Genomic DNA, 17,231 nt, shown 5'->3' on the forward strand with positions numbered 1-17,231 from the left:
AGGGGCGTAGATACCGTCTTCGCCCTTCAGTGTGCAATGGCTAAAGCAGGGTCGAAAGGCTTGCCCGATTTGAGCACGCCATAGGCGATGGTCAGCAGCTTACGCATGGCGGCGCAGACGGTTTGTTTACCTTTCTTGCCCCTGGCTTTCAGGCGCTCGGCTTGCGCCTTGATAGCCGGGTTATAGGTCAGCGCCACGACAGCAGGTAGGTATAGCGCACTTCGTAAGCGGACTGATCCCATGCGCGAGATGCAGGTATGGGCGCGCGCGAGGCCGGACTCCTGCAGGCGCGGGTTCAAGCCGGCAAAGGCGGTAACGGCGCGCGCATCGGCGAAGCGGTCGATATCGCTGAGCTCCGCCAGGATCAGGGCGGCGGTCTTGTCAGCGATGCCGTCGATACTCACCAGCAGGTCGCGCTTACCACGCAAAGTCCGGATCGTCGTCGATATGGCGATTGATCTGTTCGAGCGTCCAGGCGATCTGCTCATCGAGCCGTTGCAAGACTGCCCGGATCGAGTCCTGGACTTTTTCCGGACTGATCTCAAGCCGATTGAGCTCCATCTGCCGTAGCGATTGGAGATCCTCCAGGCGCCGGGTCAACGCGCGAAGCGTGCGGATGGACACAGGTTCCGGGTGCCAGGCTCGCAGACTATCTTCATGCCGCTGGCCATAGGTGGCAATCAGCTTGGCGTCGAGTTTGTCCGTTTTGCTGCGCTGCAACTGGCTTTGCGCATAACGGGCGATCTGTGCTGGATTGAGCACCGCGATTCGGTAGCCCAACGCATGGAAGTGCCCGGCGAGCGATTCGTGATAGATGCCCGTGGCTTCCATCACGATCCAAGCGCCTGGCTCGGCATGCTGTTGCAGCCAGTCAGCAAAGACCGCGAAGCCTGCCTGATCGTTGCTCAGCTTGCCCTTTGTCCGGTACTTGCCGTTGGACTGCAGGACGGCCAGGTCGAAGCTGCGCTTGGCGATATCAACGCCTACTACTACGGCCATGAAGTCTCCTCCTTCAGATGCGTCACGATCACGTCATCCCGTCCAACCTTGCGTAATACGAGCTCTTGAGGCTCCAGATACCGTTCGGACTTGGGGATGAGTGTGGAGGAGGCAGCCTATCTACGCTGCAAGCTCAAAGGCTTAAGGGTGGACGCGGCTTGCCATCCTCCCCCGATGATCAGTCGGGGACTATGACCTCCTGAGGAGGCTGTAGTCGAGATACAAGGGTGGAAAACCGCGCAGCGTTTTCCCCGTGTTCAAGGGCTCAGGCGTGAAGAGGTGCCCTCACCCCAAACCCTCACCCGAGGGGAGAGGGGGCGGTATGGAGCGGCGGAGGATCCTGCAAGGGCGTAGGGTGGAAAACCGCGCAGCGTTTTCCACGCGTTCAAGGTTTCAGGCGTGAAGGGTTGCCCTCACCCCAACCCTCTCCCGGGGGGAGAGGGGGCGGTACGGCGCGCGAAGAGGGTATGGCTCCATCGTCGAAGCCCAACAGGGCGGGGCGCCCTTGGGCTTCGCTGGCGCTCAACCCCACCTACGGCAGCCGCTGCGCCTCGAACAACTCGCCCGGTCGCACGATCTGCTCGCGGGCGGCGATCAGCGGCAGGTCACGGCTGCCGGGGGCGGTGCGGGCGACCAGGGCGTAGAGGGCGCTGACCGCATGGGACGCCGCGGCGGGCGTGGACTGGCCGTTGAGCAACTGGCCCAGCAGCACCGCGGAAAAGACATCGCCCATGCCGTTGGGCAGCGGCTGCAGATCCAGGTAGGGCGTCTGCACCAGCCAGGCGTCCGCGGCCTCCACCACCAGGGTGCTGAGGACGTCGATCGGCAGATCCGGGGTGCGCAGGCTGGTGATGACGATGGTCTTGGGCCCCGGTTGACCGGGGCGGCCGAGCAGCAAGCGGGCAGCGGCCACGGCGTCGGCGGTGTCGGCCAGTGGCTGGCCGTGCAGCAACTCGAATTCGTACTGATTGGGGGTGATCAGACTGGCCTGCTCGATGGCGCGGCGGCGCAGGAAGTCGGGAATGCCGGGGCGCACGAAGATGCCGCGGCCGACGTCGCCCATCACCGGATCGCAGAGATACTGCAGGTCGCCGCGCTGACGACGGATCTCCTGCACCACGCCGAGGATCACCTCGCCGATGGCGGCGTCGCCCAGGTAGCCGGAGAGCACCGCCACGCAGCGCTCCAGCACCCCGCGGGCGCGCAGGCCGTCGAGCACGTCGTGGATGTGTTCGGGCGGAAAGACCTGGCCCTTGAATTCGCCGTAGCCGGTGTGATTGGAGAATTGCACCGTGTTGACCACCACCGGCTGCAGGCCGAGCAGTTGCAGCGGCAGGGTAGCGGCAGCGTTGCCGACGTGGCCGTAGGCGACATGGGACTGGATGGACAGCACCAGCGGCGGCTGGGCGGGCAGGGCGGCGGGCATGGCGATCTCTCGGGCGGCGGGCTCCGGGTCAGGAGCCGGAAGGGTGGAGGCCTGCAGCTTACCCCAGCGCTTCCGGCGAACCCTAACCCGCCTGTGGCGGTCTGCATCGGCAGTGCAGATCGCTCCCGGCGCTGGCTACACTGGAGCGGCTGTCATTCACCTCTGGCCCCAAGGAGAAACGGGGAATGTCCGAGCTTCGCTTCGCACGTCTGGTGTTGGGTCTGCAGGCCCTGGTCTGGTTTGGACTCGCCCTGGCGCATTGGTTCTATCCCTATGAGATGGCCAATGCCCGCGGCATGGTGCTGATGGATTCGGCCTCGGTGGCCGAGGCGCGGGTCTGGTACGGCGGCATGCAATTCGCCCTGGCGCTGTTTGCCGTGCTGGCCTTCCGGCGGGCGGAATGGCTGTCGGCCGGCCTGCTGCTGGTGGCCTTCGTGCAGCTGACGCTGTTCGTGGTGCGCCTGATCAGCGGCGTACTGGGCGAATCGGCCACCGCCGAGCTGGATCTCTATTCCCAGGGTTATCGCCTGGTGATCGGCGTCCTGGCGCTGCTGGCGTTGCGCGCGCACCGCCGCCACGAGCAGCGGGAGCTGGAGAATCGCCGGATCTACCAGGGCCAGTGACTAGCGCCCTGGCCGGGGCCGCGCGGTGTCGATCTGATCGCTGCGGGCGAGGCCCAGGGTCAGCTGGCGACAGAGGTCGAGAAATTCGACCATGGCCCCGGTCTGGTACTTCTGCTTGTGCCAGATGAAGCAAAACTGGCGGCGCAGATCCAGGGTCGGGGTCGCGATGGGCACCAGGGTGCCGCGGGCGAAGGCGTCTCTCAGCGCCAGCCGCGACAGGCAGCCGATGCCCAGTCCCGATTCCACCGCGCGCAGGATGGCCTCGGTGTGTTCCAGCTCTAGCCGCACGTCCAGTGGCTGGGCGTGATGGCGCATGGCCTGGTCGAAGGTCAGGCGGGTGCCGGAACCCTGTTCGCGCAGGATCCAGGCCTGGGCTTCTAGTTCGGCCTGGGTGGCCTCCCTGCCCGCCAGGACATGTCCGGGCGCGCAGAACACCACCAGTTCATCCTCGATCCAGGGTTGCACCTCCAGATCCGGATGCTGGCAGTCGCCTTCGATCAGGCCGAGGTCGATGTCATGGTTGGCGATGCGTTGCACCACGCTGGCGGTGTTATGCACGTGCAGTCGCACCCGGCAGTCGGGATGGCGCTGCATGAAATCGCCCAGCAGCAGGGTGGCCAGGTAGTTGCCGATGGTGAGGGTGGCGCCGACCTCCAGGGAGCCGAAGCCGGTCTTGCCGCGCAGCAGATTTTCCACCTCGGCGCTGCGGTCGAGCAGGGCCACCGCCTTGGGCAGCAATTGCCGGCCCAGGGCGTTGAGCGTCAAACGCTTGCCCGCGCGGTCGAATACCCGGCAGTCGAATTGCCGTTCCAGTTCGCCCAGGGCGGTGCTGGTGGCCGACTGCGACAGACTGAGCGCCTCGGCCGCCCGGGAAACGCTTTCCTGGCGCGCCACGGCGACGAAGACCTCGAGTTGACGCAACGTGAATCTCATATCTGCCTTTTGGATAACCTATATTCGAATTATTCATTTCACGGATATTTTCCCCCTCTATAAACTGTCGCGCAATTTCTATCCAGCCCCGGGCTGTACCGATTTTTCCTGGAGTCATCGATGAGCAACCTGTACACCGAGCGCGTCCTGAGCGTTCATCACTGGAACGACACCCTGTTCAGCTTCAAGACCACCCGCAACGCGGGCCTGCGTTTCGAGAACGGTCAGTTCGTGATGATCGGCCTGGAAACCGAAGGCGGTCGTCCGCTGATGCGCGCCTACAGCATCGCCAGCCCCAACTACGAAGAGCACCTGGAGTTCTTCAGCATCAAGGTGCCGGACGGCCCCCTGACCTCGCGCCTGCAGCACCTCAAGGAAGGCGACAACCTGATGGTCAGCCGCAAGCCCACCGGCACCCTGATCCTCAGCGATCTCAAGCCCGCCAAGCACCTCTATCTGCTGAGCACCGGCACCGGCATGGCGCCCTTCCTGAGCACCATCCAGGATCCGGAAACCTACGAGCGCTTCGAGAAGGTGATCCTGGTCCACGGCGTGCGCTACGTGAACGAACTGGCCTATGCCGACTTCATCACCAAGACCCTGCCGGAGCACGAGTTCATCGGCGATCTGGTGCGCGAGAAGCTCATCTACTACCCCCTGGTGACCCGTGAGGAATTCCGCAACCAGGGTCGTCAGACCGACCTGATGCGCAGTGGCAAGCTGTTCGCGGACATCGGCCTGCCGCCGATCAATCCGCAGGATGACCGCGCCATGATCTGCGGCAGCCCGAGCATGCTGGACGAGACCAGCGCCGTGCTGAACGAATTCGGCCTGACCATCTCGCCGCGCATGGGCGATCCGGGCGACTACCTGATCGAGCGCGCCTTCGTCGAGAAATAACGCGAGCAGGCTCCCCGAAAACCCGCCCTCCGGCGGGTTTTTCGTTTCCGCGGCCCGGCGGGCTGAACTCCCCCGGCGCCGGACCGGTCGGTTGCTGCAAGGCGTGTCATGGCGACACGCCACTGCCGGGAGTCCCCATGAAGCCCTATGTGATCTGCCATATGATGTCGTCGGTCGACGGCCACGCCCTCACCGATGGCTGGGATCGCGCCGTCAAGAAACAGGCCGATACCACCTACGAGCGCCTGGCCGAGCGCTTCGCCTTCGATGCCTGGGCCTGCGGCCGGGTGACCATGGAAGAGATCGCCCATGGCGAAGGCTATCCCACCGGCGTCGCCCAGGCGCCCATCCCGCGCACCCATCATTTCGCCAAGCGCGATGCCGCCAAGTACGCCATCGCCATCGATCCCCAGGGCAAGGTGGCCTGGAAAAAGAACGAGGCCCTGGATTCCCACGTGGTGGCGGTGCTGACCGAAGGCGTCAGCGATGACTACCTGACGCACCTGCAGAACATCGGTGCCTCCTACGTCTTCGGTGGCAAGGACGAACTGGATCTGGCAGCGGTGCTGGAATTGCTCAACGCAGAACTGGGCATCGAGCGGCTGGTGGTGGAGGGTGGTCCCCATGTCAGCGGCTCCTTTGTCGCCGCCGGCCTGGTGGACGAGATCAGTGTGCTGATCATCCCGTTGGTGGACGGCCGTGGCGCCCATCCGGCCTCCTTCGAGATCGCCGAGCAGGCCTGGCAGCAGCCGCTGTACCTCAAGCTGGATACGGCCGAAGCCCAGGACGACGGCAGCGTCTGGCTGCGCTATCGGCGCGGCTAGCCGAGCGCCCTGGCCAGCGCCAGGGCGTCGGCATCCACCTCCGCTTGGGCCTGCAGTGGGCAGACCCCGCTGGCATAGCGGGCGATCACCTCGGGCACCTGGGCCAGGGGGACCGGTCGGCTGATGTGATAGCCCTGGATGAAGTCGCAGCCCAGGGCGCACAGCAGCCGCAGCTGCTCCAGATGCTCGACGCCCTCGGCGGTGACCTTGAGCTTGAGCGGCCGGGCCATGCCGATGATGGCCTGGACGATCTGGTGATCGGCGTTGCCCTCGGCCAGCCCGGTGACGAAGGAGCGGTCGATCTTCACGGTGTCGATCGGCAGGCGCTTGAGGTAGGCGAGCGAGGAATAGCCGGTGCCGAAGTCGTCGATGGACACCGTCACGCCCAGGTCGCGAATGCGCTGCAACAGCTCGGCGGTGGGCTGCACGTTCTTGACCAGGGCATTTTCGGTCACCTCCAGTTCCAGGCGCCGCGGCGACAGTTGGTGGTCGTCCAGCCGCCAGGCGATCTGCCCGGGGAGGGCGTCGTTGCTCAGGCTCAGCGCCGAGCAGTTGACTGCGATGCGCAGCTCCGTGAGGCCAGCGGCGGTCAGCTCGGCCAGGTCCTTGCAGGCCCGCCGGAGCACCCAGGCGTCCAGCTCTTCGACGAAGCCATTGGCCTCGGCCACGCCGAGAAAGTGGTTGGGCGCCAGCATGCCGAGGCGGGGATGGTCCCAGCGGATCAGGGCTTCGGCCTTGTCCAGCTGACCGCTGGCGACGTCGAGGATGGGCTGGTAGTAGAGCTGCAGACCGCGCTCCTCGACCAGGGCTTCGCGTAGTTCGGCCTCCAGCTCCAGTTGCAGCGAGATCTTCTCGCGCAGGGTCTCGTCGAAGAAGCTGAAGGTGTTGCGGCCATTGCCCTTGGACAGGTAGAGCGCGAGATCCGCGCTCTTGAGCAGCTCTTCGCAGCAGCCGCCGTCGCGAGGATAGAGGCTGATGCCGATGCTGGTGGTCATCACCAGGGTGCGGTTGCCGATGGTGACCGGATTGCGCAGGCGCTCCAGGATGCGCTGGGCCAGGTGCCGGGCCTCCTCGGGTCCGGCGAGGCTGGCCAGGATGCAGAATTCGTCGCCACCGAAGCGAGCCACCAGGTCGCCGTCACGCACCGCCTCGCGAATGATCTTGGCCATGGCCACCAGCAACTGGTCGCCGGCGTCGTGGCCGAGGCTGTCGTTGATGCGCTTGAAGTGATCGATGTCGAGAAACATCACCCCCAGGCTGCGCCCCTGCTGGGCATGGCGCTCGAGGATCTCGGCGAAGGCCTGATTGAAGGCGCGGCGGTTGTGCAGGTCGGTGAGGGGATCGTAGTGCGCGGCCTGTTGCAGCGAAGCGCGCGCCTCGTCGAGCTGGCCGACCAGGGAATTGACCCGCTCCAGGTCGTTTTCCTTGCGCTGCAGCTGGCGATCGGCCCAGGCCGCGCCCAGGCCACCTACCACCAGCAGCAGGGCGATGATGGCGATGCCCACCCCCAGCTGCCAGGAATTGCTGGCGCCCTGCAGGGCGTCTGCGGTCTCGGCCGGGGCGACCAGCACCATGGACCACATGCCAGTGAAGTGCATGGCGGCGATCGCCAGGCCCATCACCAGGGCGGTGGCGATGCGCAGCCAGCGATAGATGCCGGTGTAGTGGCGACGGAAGATCTGGATCAGCTGCAGGGCGGCGAAGCTCGCCCCCACGGCGATGCCGATCGACAGCAGGAAGGGCAGCGGGCGATAGAGCACCATGGCCTCGGTGTGCACCGCGGCCATGCCGGTGTAGTGCATGAGCACGATGCCCACGCTCAGCACCGTGCCGGCCTTGAGTCGCTGGCCCAGAGTGAGATCGGGCTGGCTGAGGGCGGGCATGGCCATGAGTCCGGCCAGCACCACGATCAGCAGCGAGGCCAGGGTGATGAAGAGGTCGTAGTGCACCCGGGTGGGCACGGTAAAGGCCAGCATGGCGATGAAGTGCATGCCCCAGACGCCGAAGCCGAAGCTCAGGGCGCCCATCAGGCTCCAGGCGCGGCGCCGGGCCAGGGTGCGGGTCTGGCCGATGCGCTCGGCGAATACCAGGGTGACATAGCAGGCGCTGACCGCCACCAGATAGGCGAGGGCGACCAGCCAGCCATCATGCTGGCCGTGCAGGTGCACCTGCTCTTGGGCGAGAGGGGCGACGAGAAAGTCGAGTCCCAGCCAGTTGTTCATTCCGTGGCCTCGGCAGGAAGTCTGGCGCGGCTGGAGGAAGACGGCCCGGCGGGGTCTCCGCCCGGGTAGATTTCACTACGGCAACCTGCGCTCTGAGATTAGCTTGCCTTGCCCTATCGGCGTGGTGAAGAGGGGCTTTAACGCGGAGCCATGCAGTTAGCGCGCAAGGTTTTTTCAGGGCGGCAAAGGGACTTCCATCACCCTCCGGACGCGAATCAGCGAAGCGCTCTGGATAGCTGGCTAGCGACTTTTTGATATCACCTGGCTAGCATCATGACCGTTCGTCGAACAGGATGTGGACGAACGGTCATGGCGGGAGGAAATCGGCCAAAAAGGCCAACGTGAAAGGATTCAGCTGACCACGCGATAGCAGGGCTCGTAGGCCGCGCCGCCGGGCAGCTTCATCCGGTGCTGCTCGACGAAGGCCTGCAGCAGCCGATCCAGCGGCCGCATGATGTCGGGATCGCCATGGATCTCGTAGGGCCCTCGTTCCTCGATCAGCTGGATGCCCTTGGCCTTGACGTTGCCGGCGACGATGCCGGAAAAGGCGCGGCGCAGGTTGGCGGCCAGTTCGTGCGGCGGCACGGCATGGGTCAGCTGCAGGGCGGCCATGTTCTCGTGGGTGGGATCGAAGGGGCGCTGGAAGCCTTCCTCGATGCGCAGCAGCCAGTTGAAGTGGAAGGCGTCGTGGCGCTCGCGGCGGAACTGCTTGACCGCCTTGAGGCCCTGGGCCATCTGCCGGGCCACCTCGACCGGATCGTTGACCACGATCTGGTAGTGACGCTGGGCGGCTTCGCCCAGGGTGGCGCCGATGAAGGCATGCAGCTGCTCGAGGTAGGGCGCGGCGCTCTGCGGCCCGGTGAGCACCACCGGGAAGGGGATGTCCCGGTTGTCCGGGTGCATGAGGATGCCCAGCAGATAGAGAAATTCCTCCGCCGTGCCGGCGCCACCCGGGAAGATGATGATGCCGTGGCCAACGCGGACGAAGGCCTCCAGGCGCTTCTCGATGTCGGGCAGGATCACCAGTTCGTTGACGATGGGATTGGGCGCCTCGGCGGCGATGATGCCCGGCTCGGTGAGGCCCAGGTAGCGGCCGCCCTGAATGCGCTGCTTGGCGTGGGCGATGGTGGCGCCCTTCATCGGGCCCTTCATCACGCCCGGGCCGCAGCCGGTGCAGATGTCCAGGCTGCGCAGGCCGAGTTCGTGACCGACCTTCTTGGTGTACTTGTATTCCTCGGTGCTGATGGAGTGACCGCCCCAGCAGACCACCATCTTCGGCTCAATGCCGGCGCGCAGGGTGCGGGCGTTGCGCAGCAGGTGGAAGACGTAGTCGGTGATCCCCTCGGAGCTTTCCAGATCGATGCGCAGGCTGCTCTGTTCGCTCTCGGTGTAGACGATGTCGCGCAGGGCGCTGAACAGCATCTCGCGGGTGCTGGCGATCATCTCGCCGTCGACGAAGGCGTCGGCCGGGGCGTTGATCAGTTCCAGGCGCACGCCGCGGTCCTGCTGGTGGATGAGTATCTCGAAGTCCTGGTAGGCCTCGAGGATGGTCTTGGCGTTGTCGCTGTGGGCGCCGGTGTTGAGGATGGCCAGGGCGCACTGGCGAAAGAGCTGGTAGAGGTTGCCCGAGCCGGCCGCGCTGAGCTGCTGGACCTCGCGTTGGGAAAGGGTCTCCAGGCTGCCCTTGGGGCTGACCTGAGCGTTGATGACCTGTCTGCTTGGAGCCATAGATGCTTCCCTATCGGTGATACGGCCGAACGGCGGCCGTAGCCGGGTGCGGACCGCCTCATGCGATCCGGCAATGTCATTGTTGGGGCCTTGGCCGCCGGAATGCAAACCGGGCGGCATCAGGACGCCGCGGTCACGTCCAGTACCCGGATCTGTTCCGCGGTCGGATAGTGCCAGTGCACCTCGACGTCCCAGAGGCGCACGCCATAGCGGCGCTCGGGCGTGGGCGCCTGGTAGGCCGGGCGCGGATCCTGGGCCAGGCACTGCTCGATCAGCTCGGCCAGGGGCTCACCCAGGCGCTGGCCATGGGCCTCGGCCTGGACGCGCGCTGCGTCCGCCCAGCCTACCGCCAGGGCCGGCGGCGGCGCCTCGGCGATGGCGTTGTGGGCACCCGGCGGGCTGTCGGCGTAAGGCACATAGGGCTTGATGTCCAGCACCGGGGTGCCGTCGAGCAGGTCGATGCCCGAGAGCAGCAGCCGTCCCGGTTCGAGGCCGTCCAGCCGGACCACCGACTGGCCGATGCCGTTGGGTCTGTGGGTGGCGCGGGTGGCGAACACCCCCAGGTAGCGATTGCCGCCCAGGCGCGGCGGCCGTACCCGCAGGCGCGGCTGGCTCTCCAGCGCCTGGTGGAAGAGAAACAGCAGCCAGACATGGCTGACGCCTTCCAGCCCTTCGACCGCCTCGGGCCGATCGAAGGGCGGCAGCAGTTCCAGCACGCCGCGGGCGGCCGGCGCCAGGGCGGGCTGCCGGGGAATGGCGAATTTCTCCTTGAAGCAGGAGCGGACGTGGCCGATGGGGGTGACGCTGTGCTGCATGGGGCGGGGCCGTCTGACGCAGGGCTGGTCATTATGCCCTGCCCGAGACCTCGGCGGCGGCGGGCGCCTCGTCGGCGTTGCGGCGCACGCCGCGCAGATTCATCGCCGCCAGGCCCAGCTGCAGTACGATCAGGGCATAGGCTTCGGCCTGCAGGCCCCAGGCGATCCACAGGGCATTGCTGAGCAGGAACACCCAGAAACCCAGGCTGCGCCGGCCCTGGCGCTGGGAGGCCACCAGCCAGGCGGCGAGCAGGGTGATGGCCATGGCCGGCCATTGCAGCAGATCGAGCGCTTCCATGGAAAACCTTCAAAAGATTGACTAATGAAGGTGAGCCTTGGGAGGCGCCTCGAGTTCCAGACGCTGGATTCAGGACGCCGGATGGCGCGCCCGGGCGTAGGCGATGAAGCCGTCGATATCGGCGCTGCACAGGTATTCGCCGGCGGCGAGGATCTCCGCCTCGGGCCAGTCCCACCAGGCGATGGCGAGCAGTGCCTGGCAGGTGGCTTCGGGAAACCGCCACTTGATGAAGCGTGCCGGATTGCCGCCCACCACCGCATAGGGCGGCACGTCGCGGGTAACCACGGCGCCGGCGGCCACCACGGCGCCATGGCCGATGGTGACGCCGGAGAGGATCAGCGCATCGGTGCAGATCCAGCAGTCGCTGCCGATCACCACGTCGCCACGGGTGCCGCCGTAGTCCTTGATGTGGGCCAGGTCGTCGACGAAGGCGGGAAAGGGATAGGTGGTCACCCAGTCCAGCCGGTGCAGGCCGCCAAGCAGGATGCGCACCCCTTCGGCGATGGAGGTGTAGCGCCCCAGGCGCAGGGTGGCGCCTTCCTTGAGATCGAACACCCTGGGCGCGCCATAGGTGCCGGCGCCGATCTCGTAGTCGGGCAGCTCGCGGCGCAGGCGCGCCGTGCGCTGGTGCAGGCGGGGCAGGGCGGCCAGGGCCTGGCGTTCACGTTTCTTGCGCAGCTTGTCGAGAAAACCCATGGCGGTGCCCTGGCGAAAAGTATCCGGCAGGATACAGAAGCGCCTGGGCCGCGCTCAATCGCCGGGCTCGGCCCGCTCGTCCTCCATCGCTGGCAGGCCGAGCTGGTCGGCGAGATCCTGGAGGTCGCTCGCTTCCAGATCCCAGCCGCCTGCGGAGACTTCGCCACCGGCCGGGCCCTTTTCCCGCGGGCGCTGGATGAAGGCGGTGGCCAGGCCCAACTCCTTGGCCGCCTGCAGGTCGCCATTGTGGGCGGCGCAGAGCATTACCTGTTCCGGTTCCAGGTCGAGCAGGGCGCAGGCACCCAGGTAGACCTCCGCGGCCGGCTTGTAGCGCTGGAAGAGATCGGCGCCAAAGAGCATGTCCCAGGGCAGCCTGGCATGGCGGGCCATGTCCAGCAGCAGACTGACATTGCCATTGGACAGGGCGCAGACCGGATAGCCCTGGCGCAGCCGCGTGAGACCCGGCACGGCATCGGGCCAGGGGGTCAGCTGGTGCCAGAGTCTATTGATCCAGGCCACCTCGGCGGTGGTCAGGCCGACCAGGCCGTAACGGGGCAGCAATTCGTCCAGCGCCAGCCGATGCACCTCGTCGAGGGGCAGCCAGGGCAGGGTGCGGGCCTCGATCTGCGGCAGGATGGCCTCGTAGGCTTCGGCGCGCCAGGCATCGGCCAGCCGCTCCCAGTCGCCCTGGACGCCATGCTTGGCCGACAGCCCCTGCAAGCCCTCGACCAGGCTGCCACGCCAGTCCACCACAGTGCCGAAGACATCGAAAAGTAGCGCCCGGACGGTCGTCGTCATGGGTAGACTCCTGCAGAAGGTTGTCTCCACCAGACGGAGCACGGGTGACGGGGGTTCCCCCGGAGTGCCCGAAGGTCACCTCTCGCCAAAGGATCCCTGCATGACACTGCGTCACCTCAGCCACTGGGTGTTCGACCTGGACGGCACCCTGACCCTGGCGGTACACGACTTCGCCGCCATTCGCCGGCATCTGGGCATCCCCGAACAGGCCGACATCCTCCACCACCTGGCCGAGTTGCCGGCCACCGAGCGCGAGGCCAAGCACGCCTGGCTGTTCGAGCACGAGCGCGAACTGGCCGTCGCTGCCCGCCCGGCACCGGGTGCGGTCGCCCTCATCCGGCGCCTGCACGAGGACGGTCGCGCGCTGGGCATCCTCACCCGCAATGCCCGCGATCTGGCGCTGCTGACCCTGGCCGCCATCGGTCTGGAAGACTGCTTCGCGCCCGCCGCGGTGCTGGGGCGCGACGAGGCGCCGCCCAAGCCCGATCCGGGTGGCCTGCTGCGGCTGGCCGAACTCTGGCAGGTGGCGCCAGACCGCCTGGTGATGATCGGCGATCACCGCTACGACCTGGAGTGCGGGCGGGCCGTGGGCTGCCGGACACTTCAGGTCAATCAGCCGGGCGATCCCTGGCCGGCGGCGCGGGACCAGCGCTTCGAGACCTGCACCGAGATCCTGGCGGCGCTCTGACGCCAGGAAATTGCCCGTCAGGCGCAAATAGTCTGTTGTTTGCCGGGCCACTGGCTAAGATGCCGGCTTCGGATCCATCTCAGGCCAGCCCTATGAGCCTCCACGCCCCTTCCAGCGACCAGCCGTCCTCCAGCGATCTGCGTCAGTACGAGCGCCAGACGCTGGAAAGCCTTGCCACCGGGCTGCCTCTGACCAGCGTGCTGCACGCGCTGCTGCAGCGGGTGGAGGCCCTGGCCCAGGTTCGCCTGCATGCCTGCATCCTGTTGCTCAGCGAGGATGGCCGCTATCTGCAGGACGGCATCGCGCCCAGTCTGCCGGAAGCCTACAGCCGCGATCTCGGTCGGCTGGAGATCGGCCCGCTGGCGGGCTCCTGTGGCACCGCCGCCTACCGGCGCGAAGCCGTCTATGTCGAGGACATCGCCTGCGATCCGCTGTGGGCGGGCGCCCGTGACCTGGCGCTGCGCTACGGCCTGCGGGCCTGCTGGTCGATGCCGCTGCTGGCCCTGGATGGCCGGCTGCTGGGCACCTTCGCCAACTACTATCTGGAGCCACGGCGCCCTCTGGTCGCCGAGCGCGACGCCTTCCGCCTGGTCACCGAGACCGCCGCCCTGGCCATCGAGCGCCACCAGGCGGATCTGCAGCTGCGCGAAAGCGAAGACCACTATCGGCATCTGGTGGAGCTCAATCCCCAGTACACCTGGACCTGCGATCCCGACGGCGGGCGGATGGTCTTTTCGCCGCGCTGGCAGCAACTGACCGGCCAGCCGGCGCTGCACGCCGATACCTTCTGGACGCTGCTGCATCCGGACGACCGCCAGGCGACCCGGCAGGCCTGGGACGCGGCGCGCCGCGCCGGTCGGGCCTACGACCAGGAGCACCGGGTACGGGTGGCGGATGGCAGCCACTGCTGGCTGCGCACCCGCGCCTATCCGCGGCGCGATGAAGCGGGCGCCGTGATCCGCTGGTACGGCACCAGCGAAGACATCGATGACCGCCGCGAGGCCGAAGAAGCCCTGCGCCGCGAGCGCGCCACCCTGGAGATCCAGGTGCAGGCGCGGACCGCCGAACTGGAGGAGAGCAATCGCCAGCTGCGCGAGGAGATGCACAGTCGCGCCCAGGCCGAGGAGCTGCTGCGCCAGGCGCAGAAGATGGAAGCCGTGGGCCAGCTCACCGGCGGCATCGCCCACGATTTCAACAACCTGCTGGCCGGTATCCAGGCCAGCCTGGATCTCCTGCGCCGCCGCCTGGCGCCGGAGGTCCTGGCCGGGGTCGGCAGTCTGCTCGACACCGCCACCCAGTCGGTCGGACGGGGCGCCAGTCTCACCCATCGACTGCTGGCCTTTTCCCGCCGCCAGACGCTCAATCCCCAGGCGGTCGACGTCGCCCGGCTGATCGGCGACTTCCAGGAATTGCTGCTGCACAGCCTGGGACCGCAGATCCGCTGCCAGCTCGAACTGGAGGCCGGACTCTGGCCGGTCGACGTCGATCCGCACCAGCTGGAAAATGCCCTGCTGAATCTGGCCATCAACAGCCGCGATGCCATGCCGGCGGGTGGCACCCTGACCATCCGCGCGCGCAACTGGGTGCAGTCCGACGCCGATCCGGGTCTGCCGGCGGGCGACTACCTGCTGATCGAGGTCGGCGACGATGGCGTGGGCATGGCGCCGGAGGTGCTGGAGCGGGTCTTCGAACCCTTCTTCACCACGAAGCCGGTGGGCCAGGGCTCGGGGTTGGGACTGTCCATGATCTATGGCTTCGTCCGCCAGTCGCGCGGCCAGGTGAGCGTGACCAGCGCGCCGGGGCAGGGCTGTCGGGTGAGCCTGCTGCTGCCGCGTCATCCGGCCCTGGCCGCCCAGGCACCCCAGCCGGTCACCAGTGCCCCGACCGCTTGCGTCCTGCCCGGCGTCCGGGTGCTGCTGGTGGAAGACGATGCGGTCATCCGCGAGTTGCTGGTGCAGGTGTTCGTCGACCTGGGCTGGGAGTATCGCGACGCCGTGGATGCCGAGTCGGCGCTGGCGGCCCTGCGCGAAGGCGAGGGCTTCGACCTGCTGATCACCGATGTCGGCCTGCCGGGGCTGAACGGCCGCTTGCTGGCCGGCGCGGCCCGTACCCTCAGACCGCACCTGCCGATCCTCTTCATCACCGGCTATGCGGCGGGCAACGAGCCGCCCGTCCCGCTGGTCGGCGAGCGCATGGCTGTGCTGGGCAAGCCCTTCACCCTGGAAGCCTTCGTCGCCCAGGTGCAGGAGCTACTGGACGCGCCCGCCGCCCTGGCGCGCTGAAGCCTGGTCGCCGGTGCCGAACAGTGCCTGGCGGCCTGCGGGCGAGGTAAAGATGGCGTCGCCGTTGTGGCCCACGCCGGGCACCTCGATCAGCGCCTGGCGCAGCCCCGGATGGCGGCCCTGGAGATAGCGGTAGTAATTCAGCCCGCGGGCCAGGCGATAGGGGCCCTGGGCCTCGGCGGCGCAGCCCTTGTCCAGCGCCGGATGGTTGGGATCGGTGTCCTCGGCGCCCAGCAGATAGGTCAGGTCGAGTCCCGCATAGTGCTCTTCCAGGCTGGCGGCCGTGCGACCCGCGGCATAGGCCGGCAGGCCCTGCATGCCGTATTTCCAGGTGTCGAAGTCCGGGCAGCTGGCCGCCGCGGCGAAGGGCACGGGCTGGCCCTGGGCATCCGGACGACGGGTATCGAAATAGGCATAGGACGAGGGATTGGCCACCACGTATCTCAGGCGAATGCCCTGGGCGGCGAGGGCCTGCTCGCCCTGGCCGAGCACGGCGTAGCGCTGCACCACCTGGCCACCGCCGGAATGTCCGGCGATCACCACCTCCTGCAGATTGGGTAGCAGCCGACGCTCCGCCAGGCGGGCGAGCAGGGCATCGAACACCGCGAAGCTGCTCAGCGGCTGCGGACCCAGGGCGGGCTCGCCGCCCATCCAGGCATTGCCCTGCCAGCGCAGCAGGGTGTCCGGCAGCCGATGGCGTTGGACGTCCGTTTCATTGAGGAATTGCGGGGCGATCACCAGGGTGTCCGCCATGGCGCCGGCCGCTGCCGTGGCCGTCTGGCCGGAGCGAAAATAGGTCGCGGCATTGCGCAGCCGGCCATGCACGATCACCAAGGCGCGGCGGATCTCCGGATGGGGCCGGTCCCAGTCGGTGGACAGCTGCAGCGCGGCCTGCGCCTGGCCGATCGGCAGCCGGTCGCTGACGATACGGGCGACCCCCTCATGGGGCGCCGCCAGGGCGGAGCCCCAGGCCAGGGCCAGGCACAGCGCGAGCAGGCGACGCATCGGGGATCTCCCGCTAGAGGTCAGAGCGCCTTGGCGGCGAAGGTGTCGCAGCTCTCCACCTTGCCACTGTCGAAGCCGGTGCGGAACCACTTGACCCGCTGCGCGGAGCTGCCGTGGGTAAAGGAATCCGGTACCACGCGGCCCTGGGACTGGCGTTGCAGGCGATCATCGCCAATGGCGTTGGCGGCGTTCAGCGCCTTCTCCAGGTCCCCCGGCTCCAGCCAGTTCAGCCGCTTCTGGGCGTCGTTGGCCCAGACCCCGGCATAGCAGTCGGCCTGCAGTTCCAAGCGTACCGACAACCCGGTGGCACCCTCGGTGGGAATACCACGGCGGCGCGCCGCTTCCATCTTGCTGGTGGTGCCGGTGAGGTTCTGCACATGGTGGCCGACCTCGTGGGCGATCACATAGGCACGGGCGAAGTCGCCGTCGGCGCCGAAACGCTGCTGCAGTTCCTGGAAGAAGGTCAGGTCCAGGTAGACCTTGCTGTCCACCGGGCAATAGAAGGGACCGCTGGCCGCGGTGGCGCCGCCGCAACCGGATTGCACCTGGCCGTTGAACAGCACCAGCTTGGGCGGCTGATACTGCTCGCCATGGGCCTGGAAGATGCGCGTCCAGGTGTTTTCGGTCTCGCCCAGCACCACGCGGACGAAGTCTACCTGGCGGTTGTCGGCCGGGGCGGTGGTCTCCTGCTGGCTCGGCGCGCTCTGGCCGCTGAGGCTGATCAGGTTGCCGAGGATCTGCGTCGGACTCTGGCCGCTGAGCAGGCCGAACACCACCACCAGGGCCACGCCACCCAGGCCGAGGCCGCCGCCGATCTTCATGCCGCGTCCACCGCTGGCCTGTTGCACGTTGTCGCTACGTTGTCCCTTGTCCCACTGCATGGCGGCCGCCTCGTGATTGTCGTTATCGCTTGCTTCTACCCGAAAAGCGTCTGCGCATCGGTGATGCTTCGTTGAAAAGCCCTTCGGAATGCTCATTTACCGCTCGTAAATTC

The 17,231-nt window shown here is 67.1% G+C and carries 17 protein-coding genes; 5 read left to right on the top strand and 12 right to left on the bottom strand.

Annotation, left to right across the window (positions count from 1 at the left end):
- Positions 1-26 precede the first annotated feature (26 nt).
- The 3 genes from QKY98_RS15995 to pdxY form a co-directional block, all read right to left on the bottom strand.
- Complete coding sequence (locus QKY98_RS15995) at positions 27-404, bottom strand: transposase (RefSeq protein WP_284671236.1); 378 nt, start codon at positions 402-404, stop codon at positions 27-29.
- Positions 405-417: 13 nt separating this feature from the next.
- The gene (locus QKY98_RS16000; protein ID WP_284671237.1) at positions 418-999 is read right to left on the bottom strand and encodes an IS110 family transposase; all 582 of its coding nucleotides are present in this window, start codon (positions 997-999) and stop codon (positions 418-420) included.
- Positions 1,000-1,531: 532 nt separating this feature from the next.
- On the bottom strand, positions 1,532-2,425 hold the full coding sequence (gene pdxY / locus QKY98_RS16005; RefSeq protein ID WP_267400248.1) for a pyridoxal kinase PdxY: 894 nt from the start codon (positions 2,423-2,425) through the stop codon (positions 1,532-1,534).
- A 185-nt stretch (positions 2,426-2,610) separates the two neighbouring features.
- On the opposite strand from pdxY, the gene QKY98_RS16010 reads away from it, so the two are divergent.
- Positions 2,611-3,048 (top strand): DUF4345 family protein, encoded by a 438-nt coding sequence (locus QKY98_RS16010; RefSeq protein ID WP_017638634.1) that lies wholly within the window; start codon positions 2,611-2,613, stop codon positions 3,046-3,048.
- Here the strand turns inward: QKY98_RS16010 and QKY98_RS16015 are convergent, their stop codons facing one another.
- Positions 3,049-3,981 (bottom strand): LysR family transcriptional regulator, encoded by a 933-nt coding sequence (locus QKY98_RS16015; protein WP_027601504.1) that lies wholly within the window; start codon positions 3,979-3,981, stop codon positions 3,049-3,051.
- A gap of 120 nt (positions 3,982-4,101) precedes the next feature.
- Here QKY98_RS16015 and fpr point away from each other — a divergent pair, with 120 nt between their 5' ends.
- Positions 4,102-4,881: a ferredoxin-NADP reductase gene (gene fpr, locus QKY98_RS16020; protein WP_007160677.1), complete on the top strand. Its 780-nt coding sequence runs from the start codon at positions 4,102-4,104 to the stop codon at positions 4,879-4,881.
- A gap of 137 nt (positions 4,882-5,018) precedes the next feature.
- A complete protein-coding gene (locus QKY98_RS16025; protein ID WP_027601505.1) occupies positions 5,019-5,705 on the top strand; it encodes a dihydrofolate reductase family protein in 687 nt (228 codons plus the stop codon).
- On the opposite strand, the gene QKY98_RS16030 is transcribed toward QKY98_RS16025, so the two are convergent.
- The 6 genes from QKY98_RS16030 to QKY98_RS16055 form a co-directional block, all read right to left on the bottom strand.
- Complete coding sequence (locus QKY98_RS16030) at positions 5,702-7,927, bottom strand: putative bifunctional diguanylate cyclase/phosphodiesterase (protein WP_027598313.1); 2,226 nt, start codon at positions 7,925-7,927, stop codon at positions 5,702-5,704. The genes QKY98_RS16025 and QKY98_RS16030 overlap by 4 nt on opposite strands.
- Before the next feature lie 351 nt (positions 7,928-8,278).
- Positions 8,279-9,655 carry a nucleotide 5'-monophosphate nucleosidase PpnN gene (ppnN, locus tag QKY98_RS16035; RefSeq protein WP_042137868.1) on the bottom strand — a complete coding sequence of 459 codons (1,377 nt, stop codon included), beginning with the start codon at positions 9,653-9,655 and terminating at the stop codon, positions 8,279-8,281.
- A gap of 119 nt (positions 9,656-9,774) precedes the next feature.
- Positions 9,775-10,470: a tRNA (N6-threonylcarbamoyladenosine(37)-N6)-methyltransferase TrmO gene (gene tsaA / locus QKY98_RS16040; RefSeq protein WP_027598312.1), complete on the bottom strand. Its 696-nt coding sequence runs from the start codon at positions 10,468-10,470 to the stop codon at positions 9,775-9,777.
- 31 nt (positions 10,471-10,501) lie between these two features.
- On the bottom strand, positions 10,502-10,768 hold the full coding sequence (locus QKY98_RS16045) for a hypothetical protein (protein WP_007160672.1): 267 nt from the start codon (positions 10,766-10,768) through the stop codon (positions 10,502-10,504).
- Positions 10,769-10,837: 69 nt separating this feature from the next.
- Positions 10,838-11,464, bottom strand: coding sequence for a CatB-related O-acetyltransferase (locus tag QKY98_RS16050; RefSeq protein WP_181085208.1), 627 nt, complete (start codon positions 11,462-11,464; stop codon positions 10,838-10,840).
- A 54-nt stretch (positions 11,465-11,518) separates the two neighbouring features.
- The gene (locus tag QKY98_RS16055) at positions 11,519-12,262 is read right to left on the bottom strand and encodes a haloacid dehalogenase type II (protein WP_284671238.1); all 744 of its coding nucleotides are present in this window, start codon (positions 12,260-12,262) and stop codon (positions 11,519-11,521) included.
- A gap of 100 nt (positions 12,263-12,362) precedes the next feature.
- On the opposite strand from QKY98_RS16055, the gene QKY98_RS16060 reads away from it, so the two are divergent.
- Positions 12,363-12,950: an HAD family hydrolase gene (locus tag QKY98_RS16060; RefSeq protein ID WP_074585388.1), complete on the top strand. Its 588-nt coding sequence runs from the start codon at positions 12,363-12,365 to the stop codon at positions 12,948-12,950.
- A gap of 92 nt (positions 12,951-13,042) precedes the next feature.
- Positions 13,043-15,232, top strand: coding sequence for an ATP-binding protein (locus QKY98_RS16065; RefSeq protein WP_077172298.1), 2,190 nt, complete (start codon positions 13,043-13,045; stop codon positions 15,230-15,232).
- Here QKY98_RS16065 and QKY98_RS16070 read toward each other — a convergent pair.
- Together QKY98_RS16070 and ypfJ are read right to left on the bottom strand one after the other, a co-directional pair.
- A complete protein-coding gene (locus QKY98_RS16070; protein ID WP_284671239.1) occupies positions 15,200-16,237 on the bottom strand; it encodes an alpha/beta hydrolase in 1,038 nt (345 codons plus the stop codon). The two genes, QKY98_RS16065 and QKY98_RS16070, sit on opposite strands and share 33 nt — an antisense overlap.
- A 20-nt stretch (positions 16,238-16,257) precedes the next feature.
- Complete coding sequence (ypfJ, locus tag QKY98_RS16075) at positions 16,258-17,118, bottom strand: KPN_02809 family neutral zinc metallopeptidase (RefSeq protein WP_007160666.1); 861 nt, start codon at positions 17,116-17,118, stop codon at positions 16,258-16,260.
- Positions 17,119-17,231: the final 113 nt, after the last annotated feature.

The organism is Pseudomonas sp. HR1, assembly GCF_030175875.1.
In the GTDB taxonomy this organism is placed as follows: Bacteria; Pseudomonadota; Gammaproteobacteria; order Pseudomonadales; family Pseudomonadaceae; genus Chryseomonas; species Chryseomonas oryzihabitans.